Source organism: Streptomyces lushanensis (assembly GCF_001700515.1).
Lineage (GTDB): Bacteria > Actinomycetota > Actinomycetes > Streptomycetales > Streptomycetaceae > Streptomyces > Streptomyces lushanensis.
Genome location: NZ_MAUD01000401.1, coordinates 1 through 15,411 on the forward strand (window position 1 = coordinate 1; position 15,411 = coordinate 15,411).

General features: G+C 69.4%; 15 protein-coding genes and 1 pseudogene. 10 read left to right on the forward strand and 6 right to left on the reverse strand.

Going from position 1 to position 15,411, the window contains the following annotated elements; translation table 11 throughout:
• Positions 1-109: 109 nt before the first annotated feature.
• Complete coding sequence (locus tag BFF77_RS27655; protein WP_066955032.1) at positions 110-1,018, forward strand: LysR family transcriptional regulator; 909 nt, start codon at positions 110-112, stop codon at positions 1,016-1,018.
• 250 nt (positions 1,019-1,268) lie between these two features.
• Here BFF77_RS27655 and BFF77_RS27660 read toward each other — a convergent pair whose 3' ends face one another.
• The 3 genes from BFF77_RS27660 to BFF77_RS27670 form a co-directional block, all read right to left on the reverse strand.
• Positions 1,269-1,751 carry a Rieske (2Fe-2S) protein gene (locus BFF77_RS27660; protein WP_066955035.1) on the reverse strand — a complete coding sequence of 161 codons (483 nt, stop codon included), beginning with the start codon at positions 1,749-1,751 and terminating at the stop codon, positions 1,269-1,271.
• A 529-nt stretch (positions 1,752-2,280) separates the two neighbouring features.
• Positions 2,281-2,910, reverse strand: coding sequence for a TetR/AcrR family transcriptional regulator (locus BFF77_RS27665; protein WP_066955038.1), 630 nt, complete (start codon positions 2,908-2,910; stop codon positions 2,281-2,283).
• Between the two features lie 114 nt (positions 2,911-3,024).
• On the reverse strand, positions 3,025-3,939 hold the full coding sequence (locus BFF77_RS27670) for a LysR family transcriptional regulator (protein ID WP_066955041.1): 915 nt from the start codon (positions 3,937-3,939) through the stop codon (positions 3,025-3,027).
• A 156-nt stretch (positions 3,940-4,095) separates the two neighbouring features.
• Between BFF77_RS27670 and BFF77_RS27675 the strand changes: the two genes are divergently transcribed.
• Positions 4,096-5,049, forward strand: coding sequence for a DMT family transporter (locus BFF77_RS27675; RefSeq protein ID WP_079125547.1), 954 nt, complete (start codon positions 4,096-4,098; stop codon positions 5,047-5,049).
• 7 nt (positions 5,050-5,056) lie between these two features.
• Positions 5,057-6,334 (forward strand): MFS transporter, encoded by a 1,278-nt coding sequence (locus BFF77_RS27680; RefSeq protein WP_066955069.1) that lies wholly within the window; start codon positions 5,057-5,059, stop codon positions 6,332-6,334.
• A 126-nt stretch (positions 6,335-6,460) separates the two neighbouring features.
• Here the strand turns inward: BFF77_RS27680 and BFF77_RS36005 are convergent, their stop codons facing one another.
• The 3 genes from BFF77_RS36005 to BFF77_RS27690 all read right to left on the reverse strand — a co-directional run bounded on the left by BFF77_RS36005 (position 6,461) and on the right by BFF77_RS27690 (position 8,798).
• Positions 6,461-6,631 carry a hypothetical protein gene (locus BFF77_RS36005; protein ID WP_169922742.1) on the reverse strand — a complete coding sequence of 57 codons (171 nt, stop codon included), beginning with the start codon at positions 6,629-6,631 and terminating at the stop codon, positions 6,461-6,463.
• 10 nt (positions 6,632-6,641) lie between these two features.
• Positions 6,642-7,733, reverse strand: coding sequence for a CDP-diacylglycerol diphosphatase (locus BFF77_RS27685; RefSeq protein WP_342671271.1), 1,092 nt, complete (start codon positions 7,731-7,733; stop codon positions 6,642-6,644).
• A gap of 180 nt (positions 7,734-7,913) precedes the next feature.
• A complete protein-coding gene (locus tag BFF77_RS27690; protein ID WP_066955072.1) occupies positions 7,914-8,798 on the reverse strand; it encodes a hypothetical protein in 885 nt (294 codons plus the stop codon).
• 713 nt (positions 8,799-9,511) lie between these two features.
• Here BFF77_RS27690 and BFF77_RS27695 point away from each other — a divergent pair.
• The 7 genes and pseudogenes from BFF77_RS27695 to BFF77_RS27725 all read left to right on the forward strand — a co-directional run.
• Entirely contained in the window at positions 9,512-10,372 is an 861-nt protein-coding gene (locus BFF77_RS27695) for a HipA family kinase (protein ID WP_211280326.1), read from the forward strand.
• Complete coding sequence (locus BFF77_RS27700) at positions 10,369-10,752, forward strand: DUF3037 domain-containing protein (RefSeq protein ID WP_066955050.1); 384 nt, start codon at positions 10,369-10,371, stop codon at positions 10,750-10,752. The genes BFF77_RS27695 and BFF77_RS27700 overlap by 4 nt, the downstream gene beginning before the upstream one ends.
• Before the next feature lie 214 nt (positions 10,753-10,966).
• The gene (gene fabG / locus BFF77_RS27705; RefSeq protein WP_066955054.1) at positions 10,967-11,728 is read left to right on the forward strand and encodes a 3-oxoacyl-ACP reductase FabG; all 762 of its coding nucleotides are present in this window, start codon (positions 10,967-10,969) and stop codon (positions 11,726-11,728) included.
• Between the two features lie 44 nt (positions 11,729-11,772).
• Entirely contained in the window at positions 11,773-12,552 is a 780-nt protein-coding gene (locus BFF77_RS27710) for an SDR family oxidoreductase (RefSeq protein WP_066955057.1), read from the forward strand.
• Between the two features lie 137 nt (positions 12,553-12,689).
• Positions 12,690-14,270 (forward strand): ABC transporter substrate-binding protein, encoded by a 1,581-nt coding sequence (locus BFF77_RS27715; protein ID WP_066955060.1) that lies wholly within the window; start codon positions 12,690-12,692, stop codon positions 14,268-14,270.
• Positions 14,271-14,338: 68 nt separating this feature from the next.
• Complete coding sequence (locus tag BFF77_RS27720) at positions 14,339-15,022, forward strand: uracil-DNA glycosylase (protein WP_066955063.1); 684 nt, start codon at positions 14,339-14,341, stop codon at positions 15,020-15,022.
• 114 nt (positions 15,023-15,136) lie between these two features.
• A pseudogene (locus tag BFF77_RS27725) lies at positions 15,137-15,411 on the forward strand (hypothetical protein); the annotation flags it as partial.

The window sequence follows — 15,411 nt, forward strand, 5'->3', positions numbered from 1 at the left end:
GGGGGATCCGGGGCGGGGCGGGGTCGCGGTGCTCATACGGCCACGATGTCGTGAACCATCTCGTAGGACAAGTGAGATTATCTCGGCGGTTCTGCTTAGTATTGCTTACATGTTGAATCTGGAGCGGCTACGGACCCTGGACGCCCTCGCCCGTCATGGCTCGGTGAGCGGCGCCGCCGAGGGCCTGCATGTCACGACCTCGGCGGTCTCCCAGCAACTCGCCAAACTGGAGCGCGAGGTGGGCCAGCGGCTCCTGGCCAGGAACGGGCGCGGAGTTCGGCTCACCGACGCGGGACGGCTGCTCGCCGATCACGCGGCGCGCATCCTGTCACAGGTCGAGGTGGCGCAGTCGGACATCGAGGCCCACCGCGGCCGGGTGGTGGGAGAGGTACGGATCTCGGCCTTTCCGACAGCGGCCCGCGGGCTCCTCCCCGCGGCGATCCGCGCCCTGCACGAGAGCCATCCCGAACTGCGGGTCCGCTCACGCGAGCTGGAGCCCGAGGCCGGGATCCGCGGGGTGGTCAGAGGCGATCTCGATCTCGGCGTGGTGCTCGACTGGAGCAACAAACGGCTGCCCGTGCCCGGCGGACTGGCCACGGCCCATCTCCTCGACGACGCCGCCGATGTGGCCATGCCGGTGGACCATCCGCTGGCGGGGCGCGCGGAAGTGGATCTGGAGGAGTTCGCGGACGACGACTGGGTCTCCTGGCCGGAGGGCGAGTTCTGCCACGACTGGCTGATGTTCACGCTCCGCTCGAAGGGCTTCGAGCCGCGGATCACGCATCTCGCGGGGGAGTACCACACCCAGCTCGCCCTGATCGCCGCCGGACTCGGGGTCTGTGTCGCGCCGAGACTGGGACGCGGGGTCGTTCCGGAGGGGGTCGCGGTCGTTCCCGTACGGCAGAAGATGCATCGCCACATCCACGCCGTGTGGCGGACCGACGCGGACCGCCGTCCCTCGATCAGGGCGGCCGTCGAGGTCCTGGTCGAAACGGCGCGCGCGGTGGACGGCGGCTGACGGGCACAGCGGCCGTCGACGGCGGGCGACCTGTTCGGTGCTGGTGCTGGTGCTGGTGCCGGTGCCGGGGGTGACGGCCGACGGGCCGCACTCCCTGCCGACGAGGAGCGAGGTCCGTCGGCCGCCGGTCCCGGCCCTGTCCGGACGGCCCTCCGCGGGACGGCCCTCCGCGGGACGGCGCTGTGCGGGACGGCGCTGTGCGTCGGACAGGGTCCTGCCCGCCGTCGGGCGAGCAGGACCCTGTCCGCTGTCAGGCGAGGGTGATCGAGTCGCCGGTGACCTTGATCGACGCGGCGGGCAGCGGCTGCGTCGCCGGCCCGGCCTTGACGCTGCCGTCCGCCGCGCTGAACTGGCTGCCGTGGCAAGGGCAGTGGATGATCCCGTCGGAGATGTCCTTCACGGCGCAGCCCTGGTGCGTGCACTTGGACGAGAAGGCCTTGAACTCGCCCGCCGCGGGCTGGGTGACGACCACGCCCCGGTCGGCGAAGACCATACCGCCGCCCTCCGGGATGTCGGTGGTCTTCGCGAGGACGTCACCGCCGCCGGCGCCGTCCGCGCTGTCCCCGCCCGCCGCCGGATCCTTGGCGGCGGGTGACTCGGCCGCCGCGTCCGACTCCGGCGCGCTGTCCGAATCGCCGCACGCGACGAGCGCCGCGCCCAGCCCCGCCGCTCCGGCCGCGGCGACCACGGTCCTCCGCGTCACGATCCGTGCGGACCCCTGCCATGCGGTCATACCCAGCTCCGTTTCGACGGCCGGCTCTCGGACGGCCGGCTCACCGGAAGATACGGAGGCGGATGCTGTGATGTTCAAGCATCGAGAGACCTTCTGAAAAAGTCGAGCTCCCGCAGGAGCAACCGGTCCGCCACCCCCTCCGCGGTGGCGAGGTGGCCCGTACGCCTGCCCCGCGTGGTCGCCCGCGGCCCCGGGATCCCGGGTGAAGTCGAGGCGCCCGAAGAACAGCGGGCCCTCGGGCAGTTCCCGGAGTTCCTTGGCCCGGCTGCGCAACTGGTGGCCGAGCACTTCGGCGTCGGCGCCGGACGCGGAGGCATGTTCCCCGACGACCACCTGTTCCTGCGCGCCGTCGATCATGGCGCTCAGTGCCGCTCGGCACAGGTCGTGGTGGGCGCGTTCCAGGCTGAGGGCGTCACGGAGCGCGGAGTCGGAGCGTGGCATTCCCTCACGATAACGCAACCAAGTAACATTTTTTACCTGGTTGCTGTTCGGTGTGACTGCTGTGCGGGATCAGGTGAGGCGGGGCGGATCAGGCAAGGCGGGGCAGTCCGGCTTCGAGTTGCGCGAACGCCGACCGGGCCACCGCCACCGCCTCGGAGTGGAGCCCGTCCGCGCCGCGGCCGGCGGTGATCCGCAGCCAGTTCTCCTGCGCGAGGATGCGCTGGACGGCGACGATCTGCCCTGCGGCCAGACGCGCCTGGACACCACCACCGGTTTCGCCGGCGAGGGCGTCGGCCAGCGCGGCTTCGTTCCGCTCCACGTGGGTGTGCAGCCGCGCCACCAGCGACGGCGTCGCGTACAGCAGCCGGTGGAAGGCGAGCACCTCGGAGTCGTCGTTCAGACCGGTCACCGGATCGCGCCGGGCCAGCCCGTCCAGGAAGTGACGCCGCAGCGCCTCCAGCGGGGAGCATCCGGCGGGCCGCCGTGCGACCACCTCGCCGGCCTCCCCCTCGTGGTCGGCCAACCGGTGCAGTACCAGGTCCTCCTTGGTCGGGAAGTACCGGAAGAGCGTCGGCTTGGAGATGTCGACGGCCGCCGCGACATCGGCGACGGTCACCTGCTCGTAGCCCCTCTCCAGGAAGAGCGCGATGGCCGTGTCCGACAACCGCCGATACATCTGCCGCTTCTTGCGTTCGCGCAGCCCGCCTGTCTCGCTCATGCCGAGGAGCCTACGCAGCGGCCCGTGCGTGTGGCGGCGAGCGAGGCCGCGGACGGTCGAGAGACGGCGTCTGCGCCCCGTGCGACCGGTGTCACGGCCGGCGCAGGCCCGCTGTCACGGGTGGGACGGGGACATGAGGAGGCGCGCCGACTCGCGCAGCGTGTCGATCAGCCGGTGTACGGCGGGTTGGGCGGGGGAGGGGTCGCGTACCGCCGCGTAGATCGTCCGGACGGGCTCCGGGTTGCGGACGGGGCGTGTGACGACGGCGGGGTGGTGGTGGGCGAGGCCCATCTCCGGGATCAGGCTGATGCCGAGCCCGGCGGCGACGAAGGCCTGCGCGGTGTCGTAGTCGCCGCTCTCCACCACGAAGTTCGGGCTGAAGCCGGCCGAGGCGCAGGCGTCGAGCACGGGTTCGAGGCAGGGGCCGGGCTGGTCGCTGCCGATCCACGGCTGGTCGGCCAGGTCGGTCAGGTCCAACTCCGGCTTGGCGGCGAGCGGGTGGCCCATGGGCAGTACGGTCGAGTAGCGGTCGTCCAGCAGATGGACGAACCGGATGCCGTCGGCGGAGAGCTGGTGGGGCGACCGGACCACGAGGGCGAGGTCGGCCTGCCGGCTCCGTAGCTCCGGCAGCGGGTCGTTGGGGTCGCTGAGCTTCAACTCGACCTGTATGCCAGGCTGTTCACGGCGAAGGGCGGCGACGGCCGGTGCCACGAGTGCCGCGCCCGCCGTGGCGAAGTAGCGGACGGCGACCCGGCCCGTACGCCCGGCACGCAGTTCGGCCAGTTCGGTCTCGGCCTGGGTGAAGTGCCGGTCGATGACGGCCGCGTGATCGGTGAGCATCTGTCCGGCCTCGGTCGGGCGTACACCGCGGCCGGTCCGCTCCAGCAGTGTGATGCCCGCCTCCTTCTCCAGCACGGCTATCTGCTGGCTGATCGCGGAGGGTGTGTAACCGAGATTCCGTGCCGCCGCGGTGAGGGATCCACTGATGACCACTGCCCGCAGCAGCTGTATGCGCCGTCTGTCCAGCATATAGAAGAGCTTAACGCTTCCTTCGAATCTTTTCGCTTGTCTTACGGCGGATGACGCGGGAACGTACGAACGGGCCGGAGCACCGGTCCGCTCGTACGCGGACCACATGCCAGGAGGCGGACAGTGCTCGGCGGCTCACGCGCAACCCTGATCCGCATGGTCGTCCTCGCCCTGCTGTGGGGATCCGGCTTTCTCTGGATCAAACTCGCCCTGGAGGGCGGCCTGGCGCCTCTCCACATCACCGTCGTCCGCTGCGCGCTGGGAGCGCTCGTGCTGCTGGTGCTGGCGCGTTCCGCCCGGCAGTCGCTGCCGCGCGACCGCAGGACCTGGGGCCATCTCGTCGTGGCCGCCTTCTTCTGCAACGCCCTGCCGTTCTTTCTGTTCGGCGTCGGCGAACAGACCGTCGACTCCGGCGTGGCCGGTGTCCTCAACGCCACAACTCCCTTGTGGTCCTTCGCGATCGGTCTCGCGCTCGGCACGGAGCGCGGCTTCGGCCCGCTCCGTCTGACCGGCCTGCTGCTCGGCTTCGCCGGCATCCTGCTCATCTTCGCGCCCTGGCACCAGGCCGGTCTGACGGGCGCGGGCGCGTGGGCTCTCGTGGCGGCGGCGGTCAGTTACGCCGTGGCGTTCGCGTATATGGCCCGCCATCTCATCGGCCGGGGAACCGCGCCGCTCGCGCTCTCCGCCGCCCAGCTCCTCATGGCGACGGGCCTGACCCTGCCGGTCCTTCCCGCGGCAGGCGCCGCCTCCGGCGCTCCCACGCCCACGGCGTGGATCGCCGTCGTCGTCCTGGGCGTTTTCGGTACGGGTATCACCTTCCACCTCAACTCCCGTCTCATCGCGGACGAGGGCCCGACGGCCGCCGCCACCGTCGGCTATCTGCTGCCGGTGGTCTCGGTGGTGCTGGGCGCGGCCGTCCTCGGCGAACAGCTCGGGATCCGCGTCGTCGCGGGCATGGCGGTGGTGCTGCTCGGCGTGGGTCTGACACGCGGCGGACGACCGGCGGGGAAACCCGGCCGGACCGCTCCCGCCGGCCGAACCACCTCTCCTGTTCCCGCTCCGGCCGCTCCTGCTCCGCAGGAGCGCGTACACCGGTCCTCCGATGGATGAACGGATCATGCGACTCAATTCGCCCTGGCGGATCCCCGGCTTCCGCGCGCTGTTCACCGCGGCGGCCCTCAGCCAGCTCGGCACCAATGTCGGCTATGTGGCCGTACCCCTCGTCGCCGTCTCCGCGCTCGACGCGAGTCCCGGCCAGGTCGGGGCGCTGGCCGCACTGAGCACCGCCGCCTTCCTGCTCATCGGCCTGCCTGCCGGAGCGTGGGTGGACCGGATGCGCCACCGGCGGGTACTGATCGCGGCGGATCTGACCAGGGCCCTGCTCTTCGCGACCGTCCCGGTGGCCTGGTGGCTCGACAGCCTCACCTTCGGCCATCTCTGTCTGGTCGTCCTGCTCAACGGCTGCGCCACCGTCTTCGCCGACGTCGGCGCGCAGAGCGTCCTTCCCCAGCTCGTCGGGCGTGAGGGCCTGGTCCGGGCGAACGCCGACATCAACACGCTCATCGCCGCGGGCAATGTCGCGGGCCGCGGCGCCGGCGGCGGTCTGGTCGCCCTGCTCACCGCGCCGGTGGCCGTGCTCTTCACCGCCGTGTCCTACGTCGGCTCCGCCCTCAGACTCACCGGTATCCGCGAGACCCCGGCGCCGACCCCGCCGGGGCCCGGCCGGGCCACCGGGCTCGGATCGCAGATCGCCGAGGGCGTACGGCATGTCTTCGGCAACAGCGAGCTGCGGGCCCTCGCCCTGACCGGGGCCCTCGGCAACTTCGGCTCGCAGATCGTCAACACCATGCTGCCGGTCGTCTTCGTCAGGGAACTCGGCTACTCCGGAGGCGTCTTGGGCCTGTTCTGGGCCGCGGGCGGAGCGGGTCTGCTGCTCGGCGCCCGCTGTGCCCGGCCCATCGCCGTCCGGCTCGGATACGGCCGCACCCTCGGTGTCGCCGGGCTGTGTCTGGCGCCCGCCGGGCTGCTGGTGCCGCTCATCGACCGCGGCCCCTGGCTCGTCCTGGCCGGGACCGGCTGGCTGCTGACCATGTTCAAGGTGGGCATGGACAACGTACTGGGAGTCAGCCTGCGCCAGCGGATGACCGCGGACTCGCTCCTCGGCCGTATGAACGCCACCTTCCGCTTCCTGCTCACCGGCGCGCTCGCCGTCGGCGCGGCGGTCTCCGGGGTGATCGGTGAGCTGACGACCGTCCACACCACGCTCTGGGTGGGCGGTGTCTTCCTGGCGACCGCCTTCCTGCCCGTGTTCCTCTCGCCGGTCCGCACCCGACGCGAACTGCCCGAACAGCGGCCCCGGGAAGCGGCGCCCGCGTCGGACAGCCTGGAAAAATGATCACAGAGCACACCGCGACCGCTGTGTCACGTTCCCCGAGACCGTGGTGGTCCCGGCGTACGACGGTACCTGCGATCCGAGCAACCGCGCCTGGGCAGGCCCCGATCCGATCGGTGCGCCATGCGCTCAGTAAGGAGCCGTCACCAGGTCACCGATCACCCGCAGCCCGACCCGCGAGGCCAGCCACGGCGCGCTTTCGGCCTCGAACTGCTTGACGTGGACGAAGACCGTGTGGTCGGTCGCGGGTTCCTCCCGTTGGACATGGCAGCCATTCCGTCTCCGCTGTTCGGCTGCCATCGACCAGTCGTCAGTTGTACACCAGCAGGTAGTCGCACGTGCTCGTGCCGTCGTGGAGGGACGTGTCGCTGTTGAGGATGTAGAAGGAACCGGCAAATCCGGTGGTCGTCATCTTCGGGACCACGATCATGGTCTGGTTCGCCATGCTCAGCGAGTTCGGGACCACCACGTTCCGGTACAGCAGTGTGAAGAGGTTCTGCTGGAGGTCGTGGAGCCTGAGGATGCGGTAGACGCGGTCGCCTGAACCCGCGGGCCCCGAAATGGGCGCTTGGTTGCCCGGGGCGGCCCATTGGGAGGGCTGGGTGGCCATGCGGCCCTGGGATTCGAGTTCCTGGAGCCGCCTCTGTGTGCTCGCCCTGATTCCGGCCATGTGAATGTGCAGCTGGTTGAATTGGCGAGCGCCCTGCGAGTTGATCCCCAGTCCGATATTCGGGTACTGCACGGGGACGTTTCCTCCGCTTCTCGCGTTCTCCCATGCGCCCTGCCAGTAGTTCGCCGCCGAGTCCGTGTGGATGAAGGGGCATTCAATACCCGTGATCCGGCACGAGGGGAGGAGGAGATAGTTGTGCGTGTTCTCCGGTTTTCCGTGCAGCACGACGTAGTTCGGGGTTGTCCTCAAGCAGTCGGGCCTGGGCTGCGGTGCCGGCGGGATGATGCCCTGCGTGCAGTACTGGACGTCGTGCCAGAGCGGGTCGTTGTCGGTGGGCCGACCGCAGAGGGACTGCATCTGAGAAGGCGGACAGGGGCTCGCGGGCCCACCGGGAGGAGGGGGCGAGGGGCACGACGGGTCGGGCGACGGCCCTCCGTGCGCCGGGCTCGCCGTGGCGGTCGTCCCTGCCATGACTCCCGCGCCGGTCAGCACCGCTGCGGCACCAAGGGCGCCCGAGAGCGTGACGAATTGACGCCGGGGAAATTCGTTCGTGTTCTTCCGGTTGCTCATGCGTGTGATCTCCGATCGTGATGACCGTTGTCCGAATTCGGCGGCCAGGAGCGAGAGGGCGTTTTCGCCCCGGGCTTTCGCCGTCGCCGACCAGCTCACAGAATAGGGACGTGCGATCGGATTACCCATCGACTGCACGGGTTGGCGTGTCGCTTCCGCCATTGAGAGGCATTCCGTTTGCGGTACGGGTAACGCTTCCCGTCGCCGGTAAAGGGTCGGCCGATGCCGAAATACCGCCAAGCCCCGGAGTCCCCGGAGTCCCCGGAGCCTTCCGAGCCGGTGAAGTTGCCCTCACGGAGGAGAGCGGGGCGGCGGGCCGCGCCCGGCGACCGGCGGGGCGCTTCAGAGCAGACGGGTGGTGCCGTTGTCGGGTGGGGGGAGGTACTGGGCCGTGCTGGACGTGCCGATCGCGAACGCGGACGACTCCACGGAGTTGATCCTGATGCCCTCGGACGACTCGGGCCTCGTGAGGAAGTCCCGCAGGGTGCGGCCCGTGGGCGCGAGATGCGGGGCGATGCCGGCCAGGAACGCCGCGGCGAGCACCACCGCGACCAGTTCTCCGACGTAGCCGAGAAAGGCGAACAGGGGCGGCACGGTGAACAGCAGGAAGGTCAGCGTGAAGAAGGGCGGGACGTGCTCCCGGTCCTCCCTCCTGCGGGCGGCCGAGCGTTCGTGGAACTCGACGTCGCCCTCGTCGTTGTGAGCCACGACCTTCCAGTCCCCGATGTCCCGGGCGGAGACGGAGAGCCGCAGCGTCACGGCCTGGCCCCGCTCCAACTGACCGATGGTGAAGACGGCCTCGCTCTGGCTCTGCTCACGCTCCTGCCGCCTGGCCACCGCCATTTCGCGCTCGGGCTCCGATGTGGGCACCGCTTCGATGATCCTGGCGCCGTTCGGGAAGCTGAAACGCAGGTACTCGTCCTTGACCACCCGGTTGCCGGTGTTCTCGACCCGGAACTCCACCGAGCTCAGGCCCTCGATGGGGTGTCCGTTGTAGCTCAGCCGGAGCAGCCGGCGAATCGTCTCGTCCGTGGACACCATCGCTTTGTGGACCTCGGCGTCCCACGACAGCCGTTTGGTCGGTTCGCGGCGAAGCTTCATCCGCTCGACGGCGACCGTACCCAGCACACCGAGGATCGCGCCGATGATCATGACCACGAGGTTCTGCTGAAACTCGGTCAGCACGCCTTCGGCCGCCGCTTTCATCGCGCCAGAAGCCGACTCCATGAACATCCCCCGTCTTCCACGCTCCGTCTCCCGGGCGAAGTCACCTTAGTCACGGTGACGTGGCGGGGTGAGCGAGTTGTGCGTTGCCGCAGAGAATTCGGCCGTGCCAGTAGGACTTGGGGAGTCCCAGGGACTGGTGTGACACCCCGTGTCGTCGACATGCCCTCCTCGGTTGCCGAGGAATTGAAGCGCTGTGCCGAACCATTCCAGCCGGTTGAAGTGGAGCTTCCGTGGGGGAGGCCGGAGGGGCGGGGGAGGAGGTTCTCCCTGCCGCTCACCACACGACTCGGCAACGCCGTCGCGGTGAACACGTGGAACAACCGCACCAGGAAGCCCGCGTTGGCCGAGGCCGGCATCGTTCCGCCGCGCGTCGGGGGAGTGAGACCCTGGCGGCCCGGAGGGTGGCTTTCGCGTGCTGTGGTGCATCCGTGCCTCGGTCGTGCCGGAGGACGGGGAGTGCGTCGTGACCTTGGCGCGGTGGCTCGGGCACTCCTCGCCCGCGATCACCCTTGGTTACTATGCTCACTTCATGCCGGAGGCCGGAAGGAAGGGGCGAACCGCCGGCGACGGTCTGCTCGGGAATCAGGGAGAACCGTATGCCGGTCCAAACTCCCCGGATTCTCCCCAGGGCCGTCGACAGGCGATTCCCGCTGCTGCGCCCCTCCAACGGCGGTCGTGGATTGCAAGGCTGAAGAATTAGGTGGCCTGGGAAAGTGTTGAATGAGGTGACTGCGACTCGCTATGTCACGCCGCTGCGTGAGGGCGGGTCGCTTCCGGGGATCGTCGAGGCCGACGATCTCGGTACGTACGTCATGAAGTTCACCGGCGCGGGGCAGGGCAGGAAGACCCTGGTCGCCGAGGTGATCTGCGGCGAACTCGGCCGCAGGCTCGGTCTGCGCGTCCCCACGCTGGTGCGGATGCAGCTCGATCCGGTCATCGGGCTCTCGGAGCCCGATCAGGAGGTGCAGGAGCTGCTCAAGGCGAGCGGTGGGCTCAACCTCGGCATGGACTATCTGCCGGGATCGCTCGGATTCGACCCGCTGGCCTACCAGGTCGGTTCGGAGGAGGCCGGGCGGGTCATCTGGTTCGACGCGGTCGTCAACAACGTCGACCGCTCGTGGCGCAACCCCAACATGCTCGTCTGGCACGGTGACCTGTGGCTGATCGACCACGGTGCCACCATGATCTGGCACCACAACTGGCCCGGCGCCGAGGCTTCGGCGGCCAAGCCGTACAACGCCTCCGACCACGCTCTCGCGCCCTTCGGACCCGATCTCGCCTCCGCTTCCGCCGCGTTGGCGCCGCTGGTCACCGAGGAACTGCTCACCGCGATCGCCGCCGACGTACCCGACGAGTGGCTGGTCGACGAGCCGGGCTTCGACTCGACCGACGCGCTGCGCCGCGCCTATGTGGAGCCGCTGCTGGCGCGCGCCGCGACGGTCCATGAACGGATTGTCCTCGACGCGCCCACCAGGAGCGGGCCCTCCCGCGCACCGGGCTGGCTGGCCGGCCGACTGGACCCCACGGCGCGCGCCACGCGGCGGCCGGACGACACGAAGGACAGCGGCCAGTGAGCGACAAGGACGTCTACGAGTACGCGCTGCTGCGCGTGGTGCCCCGCGTGGAGCGCGGCGAGTGTTTCAACGCGGGAGTGCTCGTCTACTGCCGTGCCCGGTCCTATGTCGCCGCCAGGACCCATCTGGACGAGGCCAAGCTGACGGCCCTCGACCCGCGGGCCGATGTGGTGGGGGTACGGGCGGCCCTGCACGCGGTCGAGAGTGTGTGCCGCGGCGGCGACCTGGCGGGACAGGCCGCGGGCGACGACGCGGGCCGGCGGTTCCGCTGGCTGATCGCACCGCGCTCGACGGTCGTACAGCCCGGTCCCGTACACACCGGGCTGACGGCGGACCCGAGGGCCGAGGCGGAACGGCTGCTGGAACTGCTGGTGCGCTGAGCGGCCCGCGCCGCCGCCGGACCCGGCCGCGCACGCACCGCCGGGCCCGGCGGTGCGGTGTGACTTCGGTGTGATGTGCGTTCCTCGTCGCTCGGTCGGTCCTGTGAGCCGTTGACACCGGGTGCCATGCCTTCTAGCGTCTCGAATGCTGAAGCGACTAAGCGGTTGCTCAGTGCTGGAGAGCCGCGGATCCCTAGGGCAAGGAGAACAGAGGATGTCCACCACCGAGCAGCGGGTAGCCATCGTGACCGGGGCGGCACGGGGCATCGGCGCCGCCACCGCGCTGCGGCTGGCGGCCGAGGGCCGCGCCGTCGCCGTACTCGACCTGGACGAGGCGGCCTGCAAGGACACCGTCGAGAAGATCACCACGGCGGGTGGCACGGCGCTCGCCGTCGGCTGCGACGTCTCCGACAGCGCGCAGGTGGAGGCCGCCGTCGCGCGGGTCGCCGCCGAGCTGGGCCCGCCGACGATCCTTGTCAACAACGCCGGGGTGCTCAGGGACAATCTGCTCTTCAAGATGAGCGAGTCCGACTGGGACACCGTGGTCGGCGTGCATCTCAAGGGCGCGTTCCTGATGGCCCGCGCCTGTCAGAAGTACATGGTCGACGCGGGGTTCGGCCGTATCGTCAGCCTCTCCTCGAGTTCGGCGCTGGGCAATCGCGGCCAGGCCAACTACGCCGCCGTCAAGGCCGGTCTCCAGGGCTTCACCAAGACCCTGGCCAAGGAGCTCGGCAAGTTCGGTGTCACCGCCAACGCCGTGGCTCCCGGCTTCATCGTCACCGAGATGACGGCACAGACAGCCGCCCGTGTCGGTATGGGCTTCGAGGACTTCCAGGCCGCCGCCGCGAGCCAGATCCCTGTCCAGCGGGTGGGCAGGCCGGAGGATGTCGCGAACGCCATCGCCTTCTTCGCGGGCGACGACGCGGGCTTCGTCTCGGGCCAGGTCATGTATGTGGCCGGCGGACCGCTCAACTGAGGCCGGACGGCAGGGACATGGTGCGAGGGCAGGGAGACGGGGACATGACCGACACGACGGAGCCGGGCGGGCGGGTGCCCGACAGCGGCAAGGTCGCGCTGATCACGGGCGCGAGCCGCGGCATCGGATACGGCGTCGCCGAGGCGTTCGTCGCCCGCGGCGACCGGGTGTGCATCACCGGCCGGGGCGAGGAGGCGCTCAAGGAGGCGGTGGAACGGCTCGGTGCGGACCGGGTGATCGCGGTGGCGGGCAAGGCGCACGACGAGGCGCACCAGGCGGTCGCCGTGGAGCGCACCATGGAGGCGTTCGGCCGCGTCGACTTCCTGGTCAACAACGCCGGTACGAATCCGGTCTTCGGCCCGATGGCCGAGCTGGACCTCAATGTGGCCCGCAAGGTGTTCGAGACGAATGTCGTCTCGGCGCTCGGCTTCGCCCAGCTCACCTGGCGCGCCTGGCAGCGCGACAACGGCGGCGCGATCGTCAACATCGCGTCGGTCGCGGGGATCTCGGCGTCGCCGTTCATCGGCGCGTACGGCATGAGCAAGGCCGCGATGGTCAATCTGACGCTCCAGCTCGCGCACGAGTTCGCGCCGGTCGTCCGCGTCAACGCGATCGCGCCCGCCGTGGTCAAGACCCGGTTCGCGCAGGCGCTCTACGAGGGCAGGGAGGCCGAGGTGGCGGCGTCCTATCCGCTCGGCAGGCTCGGGGTGCCCGAGGACATCGGCGGCGCCGCTGCGTTCCTCACCTCGGACCAGTCGGACTGGATCACCGGTCAGACGCTGGTGGTCGACGGCGGGATCTTCCTCAACGCCGGCGTGGGATGAACACCGGTCGTACAAGCGCTTGATCATGGTGAACCAGGGCACCTACGACCTCTCCAAAAGCCCCACCGGATCACTGTACTGATTCGGCCAACGCTGCGGTATGGTCTGCCGATCCATGGCTGAACAAGGAGCGTGAAGTGTTCAACCGGACCAGTCGGCAGGCCGCTGCGGCCCTCGCGTCCATGTCCCTGCTCACGGGATGTGGCTTGTTATCGGACGACGAGGCGGAAGCGGCACAGAAGATAACGGTCGGTACCACGAGTGAGCCACCCACCCTCGACCCCGCGGCGTCCTGGGACAACGGCTGGGAGATGTTCCGCAACGTCTTCCAGACACTCGTCGCCTTTCCCACCGGCAGCTCGTATCCACAGCCCGACGCCGCGCGGCACTGCGAGTTCGCCGACGCGTCGAACCAGGTCTTCCGCTGCACGCTGCGCGAGGGACTGACGTTCTCGGACGGGGACAAGCTCGACGCGGCAGCCGTCAAGCACTCCTTCGACCGGATTCTGAAGATCAATATACAGGGCGGTCCGGCGGGCCTGCTGGAGTCCCTGGAGCGGGTCGAGACACGCGGCGACGACACCGTCGTCTTCCGGCTGAAGAAGCCGGACGCGACCTTCCCCTTCATCCTGGCCACACCCGCCATGTCCATCGTGAATCCGGTCGAGTACCCGATGGGCGAGCTGCGACGGGACGGCAAGGTCAGCGGTTCCGGACCGTACGAACTTGCCTCGTACCGCACGGGCGACCGTGCGGAGCTGACGAGGAACGAGCGGTACACGGGATTCGCCGACCGCAGGAACAGCGGCGTCACCATCAAGTACTTCAAGGAGTCCGGCACGCTCTTCGACGCGCTGAAGAAGCAGGAGATCGACGCCATCTACCGCGGTCTCACCTCGGAGCAGGTCGTCGAGTTGGAGGAGAAGAAGCCGGAGAACGACGCCCTCCAACTGGTCGAGACGGTCGGCGCCGACATCCGCTACCTGGTGTTCAACCCCGAGGACCCGGCCGCCGGGCAGCTCGCCGTACGGCAGGCGGTCGCCCAGGTCGTGGACCGCGACGCACTCGTCGCCAAGATCTACCAGGGCACGGCGGAGCCGCTCTACTCGATGGTCCCCAAGGGCATCACGGGCCACGCCACCAGCTTCTTCGACCAGTACGGCGATCCCGATGTGGACAAGGCCCGGGCCATCCTCGAGGAGCGGGGCGTCGAGACTCCCGTACCGCTGACGTTCTGGTACACGACGGACCGGTACGGATCGGGCACGGCGGCGGAGTTCGCTGAGCTGAAGCGCCAGCTCGAAGCGTCGGGGCTGTTCGAGATCACTCTGCGCAGCAGGCCGTGGAAGGAGTTTCAGGCGGGCTATCAGAAGGGGCAGTACCCCGTCTTCGGCCGCGGCTGGTTCCCCGACTTCCCCGATCCCGACAACTTCATCGCCCCCTTCGTCGGCAAGCACAACGCGCTGAGCACGCCGTACGAGAGTCCCGAGATCACCCAGACGCTGCTGCCGCAGTCGCGCAGGATGAGCGACCGCGCGTCGGTCAGCAAGCAGTTCGCGCGCGCCCAGGAGATCTTCGTCGCGGATGTGCGGCTTCTGCCGCTGTGGCAGGGCAAGCTGTATGTCGCCTCCACGGACGACATCGCGGGCGGTGAGCGCGCCCTCGATCCGCAGACGGTGATGCAGATGTGGGAGCTGTACCGCAAGGCGAGCTGGTAGAGGTCGTTGTCAGTGGCCACCGGTAGGTTCAGTGGTGCACAAGTGATCGCTTACCGGAGGTTGTTGACGTGACCGACACCGACATGCTGCCCGAGTCCTGGCGTGGTGTCCTCGGCGAGGAGCTGGACAAGCCCTACTTCAAGGAGCTGGCCGACTTCGTCGAGGAGGAGCGGGCGAAGGGGCCGGTCTACCCGCCGCGCGAGGAGGTCTTCGCCGCCCTCGACGCCACGCCGTACGACCGGGTGAAGGTCCTGATCCTGGGCCAGGATCCGTACCACGGCGCGGGCCAGGGGCACGGGCTGTGCTTCTCCGTCCGCCCGGGTGTCAAGACGCCTCCCTCCCTGCGCAACATCTACAAGGAGATGAAGGAGGAGCTGGGCCACCCGATCCCGGACAACGGCTATCTGATGCCGTGGGCCGAGCAGGGTGTGCTGCTGCTCAACGCGGTGCTGACGGTCCGCGAGGGCGAGGCCAACTCCCACAAGGGCAAGGGCTGGGAGAAGGTGACGGACGCCGTGATCCGCGCGGTCGCCGAGCGGCCCGATCCCGCGGTGTTCGTCCTCTGGGGGGCCTACGCGCAGAAGAAGCTGCCGCTGATCGACCAGGAACGCCATGTGGTGGTGAAGGGGGCGCACCCCTCGCCGCTGTCGGCGAAGAAGTTCTTCGGGTCGCGTCCGTTCACCCAGATAAACGAGGCCGTGGCCGCGCAGGGCCACGAGCCCATCGACTGGCGCATCCCCGACCTCGGCTGACCGCGGAGCGGGCCGACAGGCTCGGGTGCGCCGCCCGAGCCTGAAGGCGTTTGTCCGCCACGGAAGCTAGCGTCATGTCTGCCGGATTTGTCGGACAGGCATGCGGAGGCGGCAGTGAGGGAGCGGCAGGAGGCGTCGGAGGACGCTGTCATGACCAGGATCGGTCAGGCGGTCATGCTCCTCCACGGCGGCGACCGCGAGGAGGCGCGCAACCGGTTCGGTGCGCTCTGGACGGAGATCGGGGAGGTGGGGGACCCGCTCCATCGCTGCACGCTCGCGCACTACATGGCGGACACGCAGGACGATCCGGGCGATGAACTGGCCTGGGATCTCAGGGCGCTGACCGCAGCGGACGGGATGGAGGGTCTGTACGGGGACGGGGATGGGGA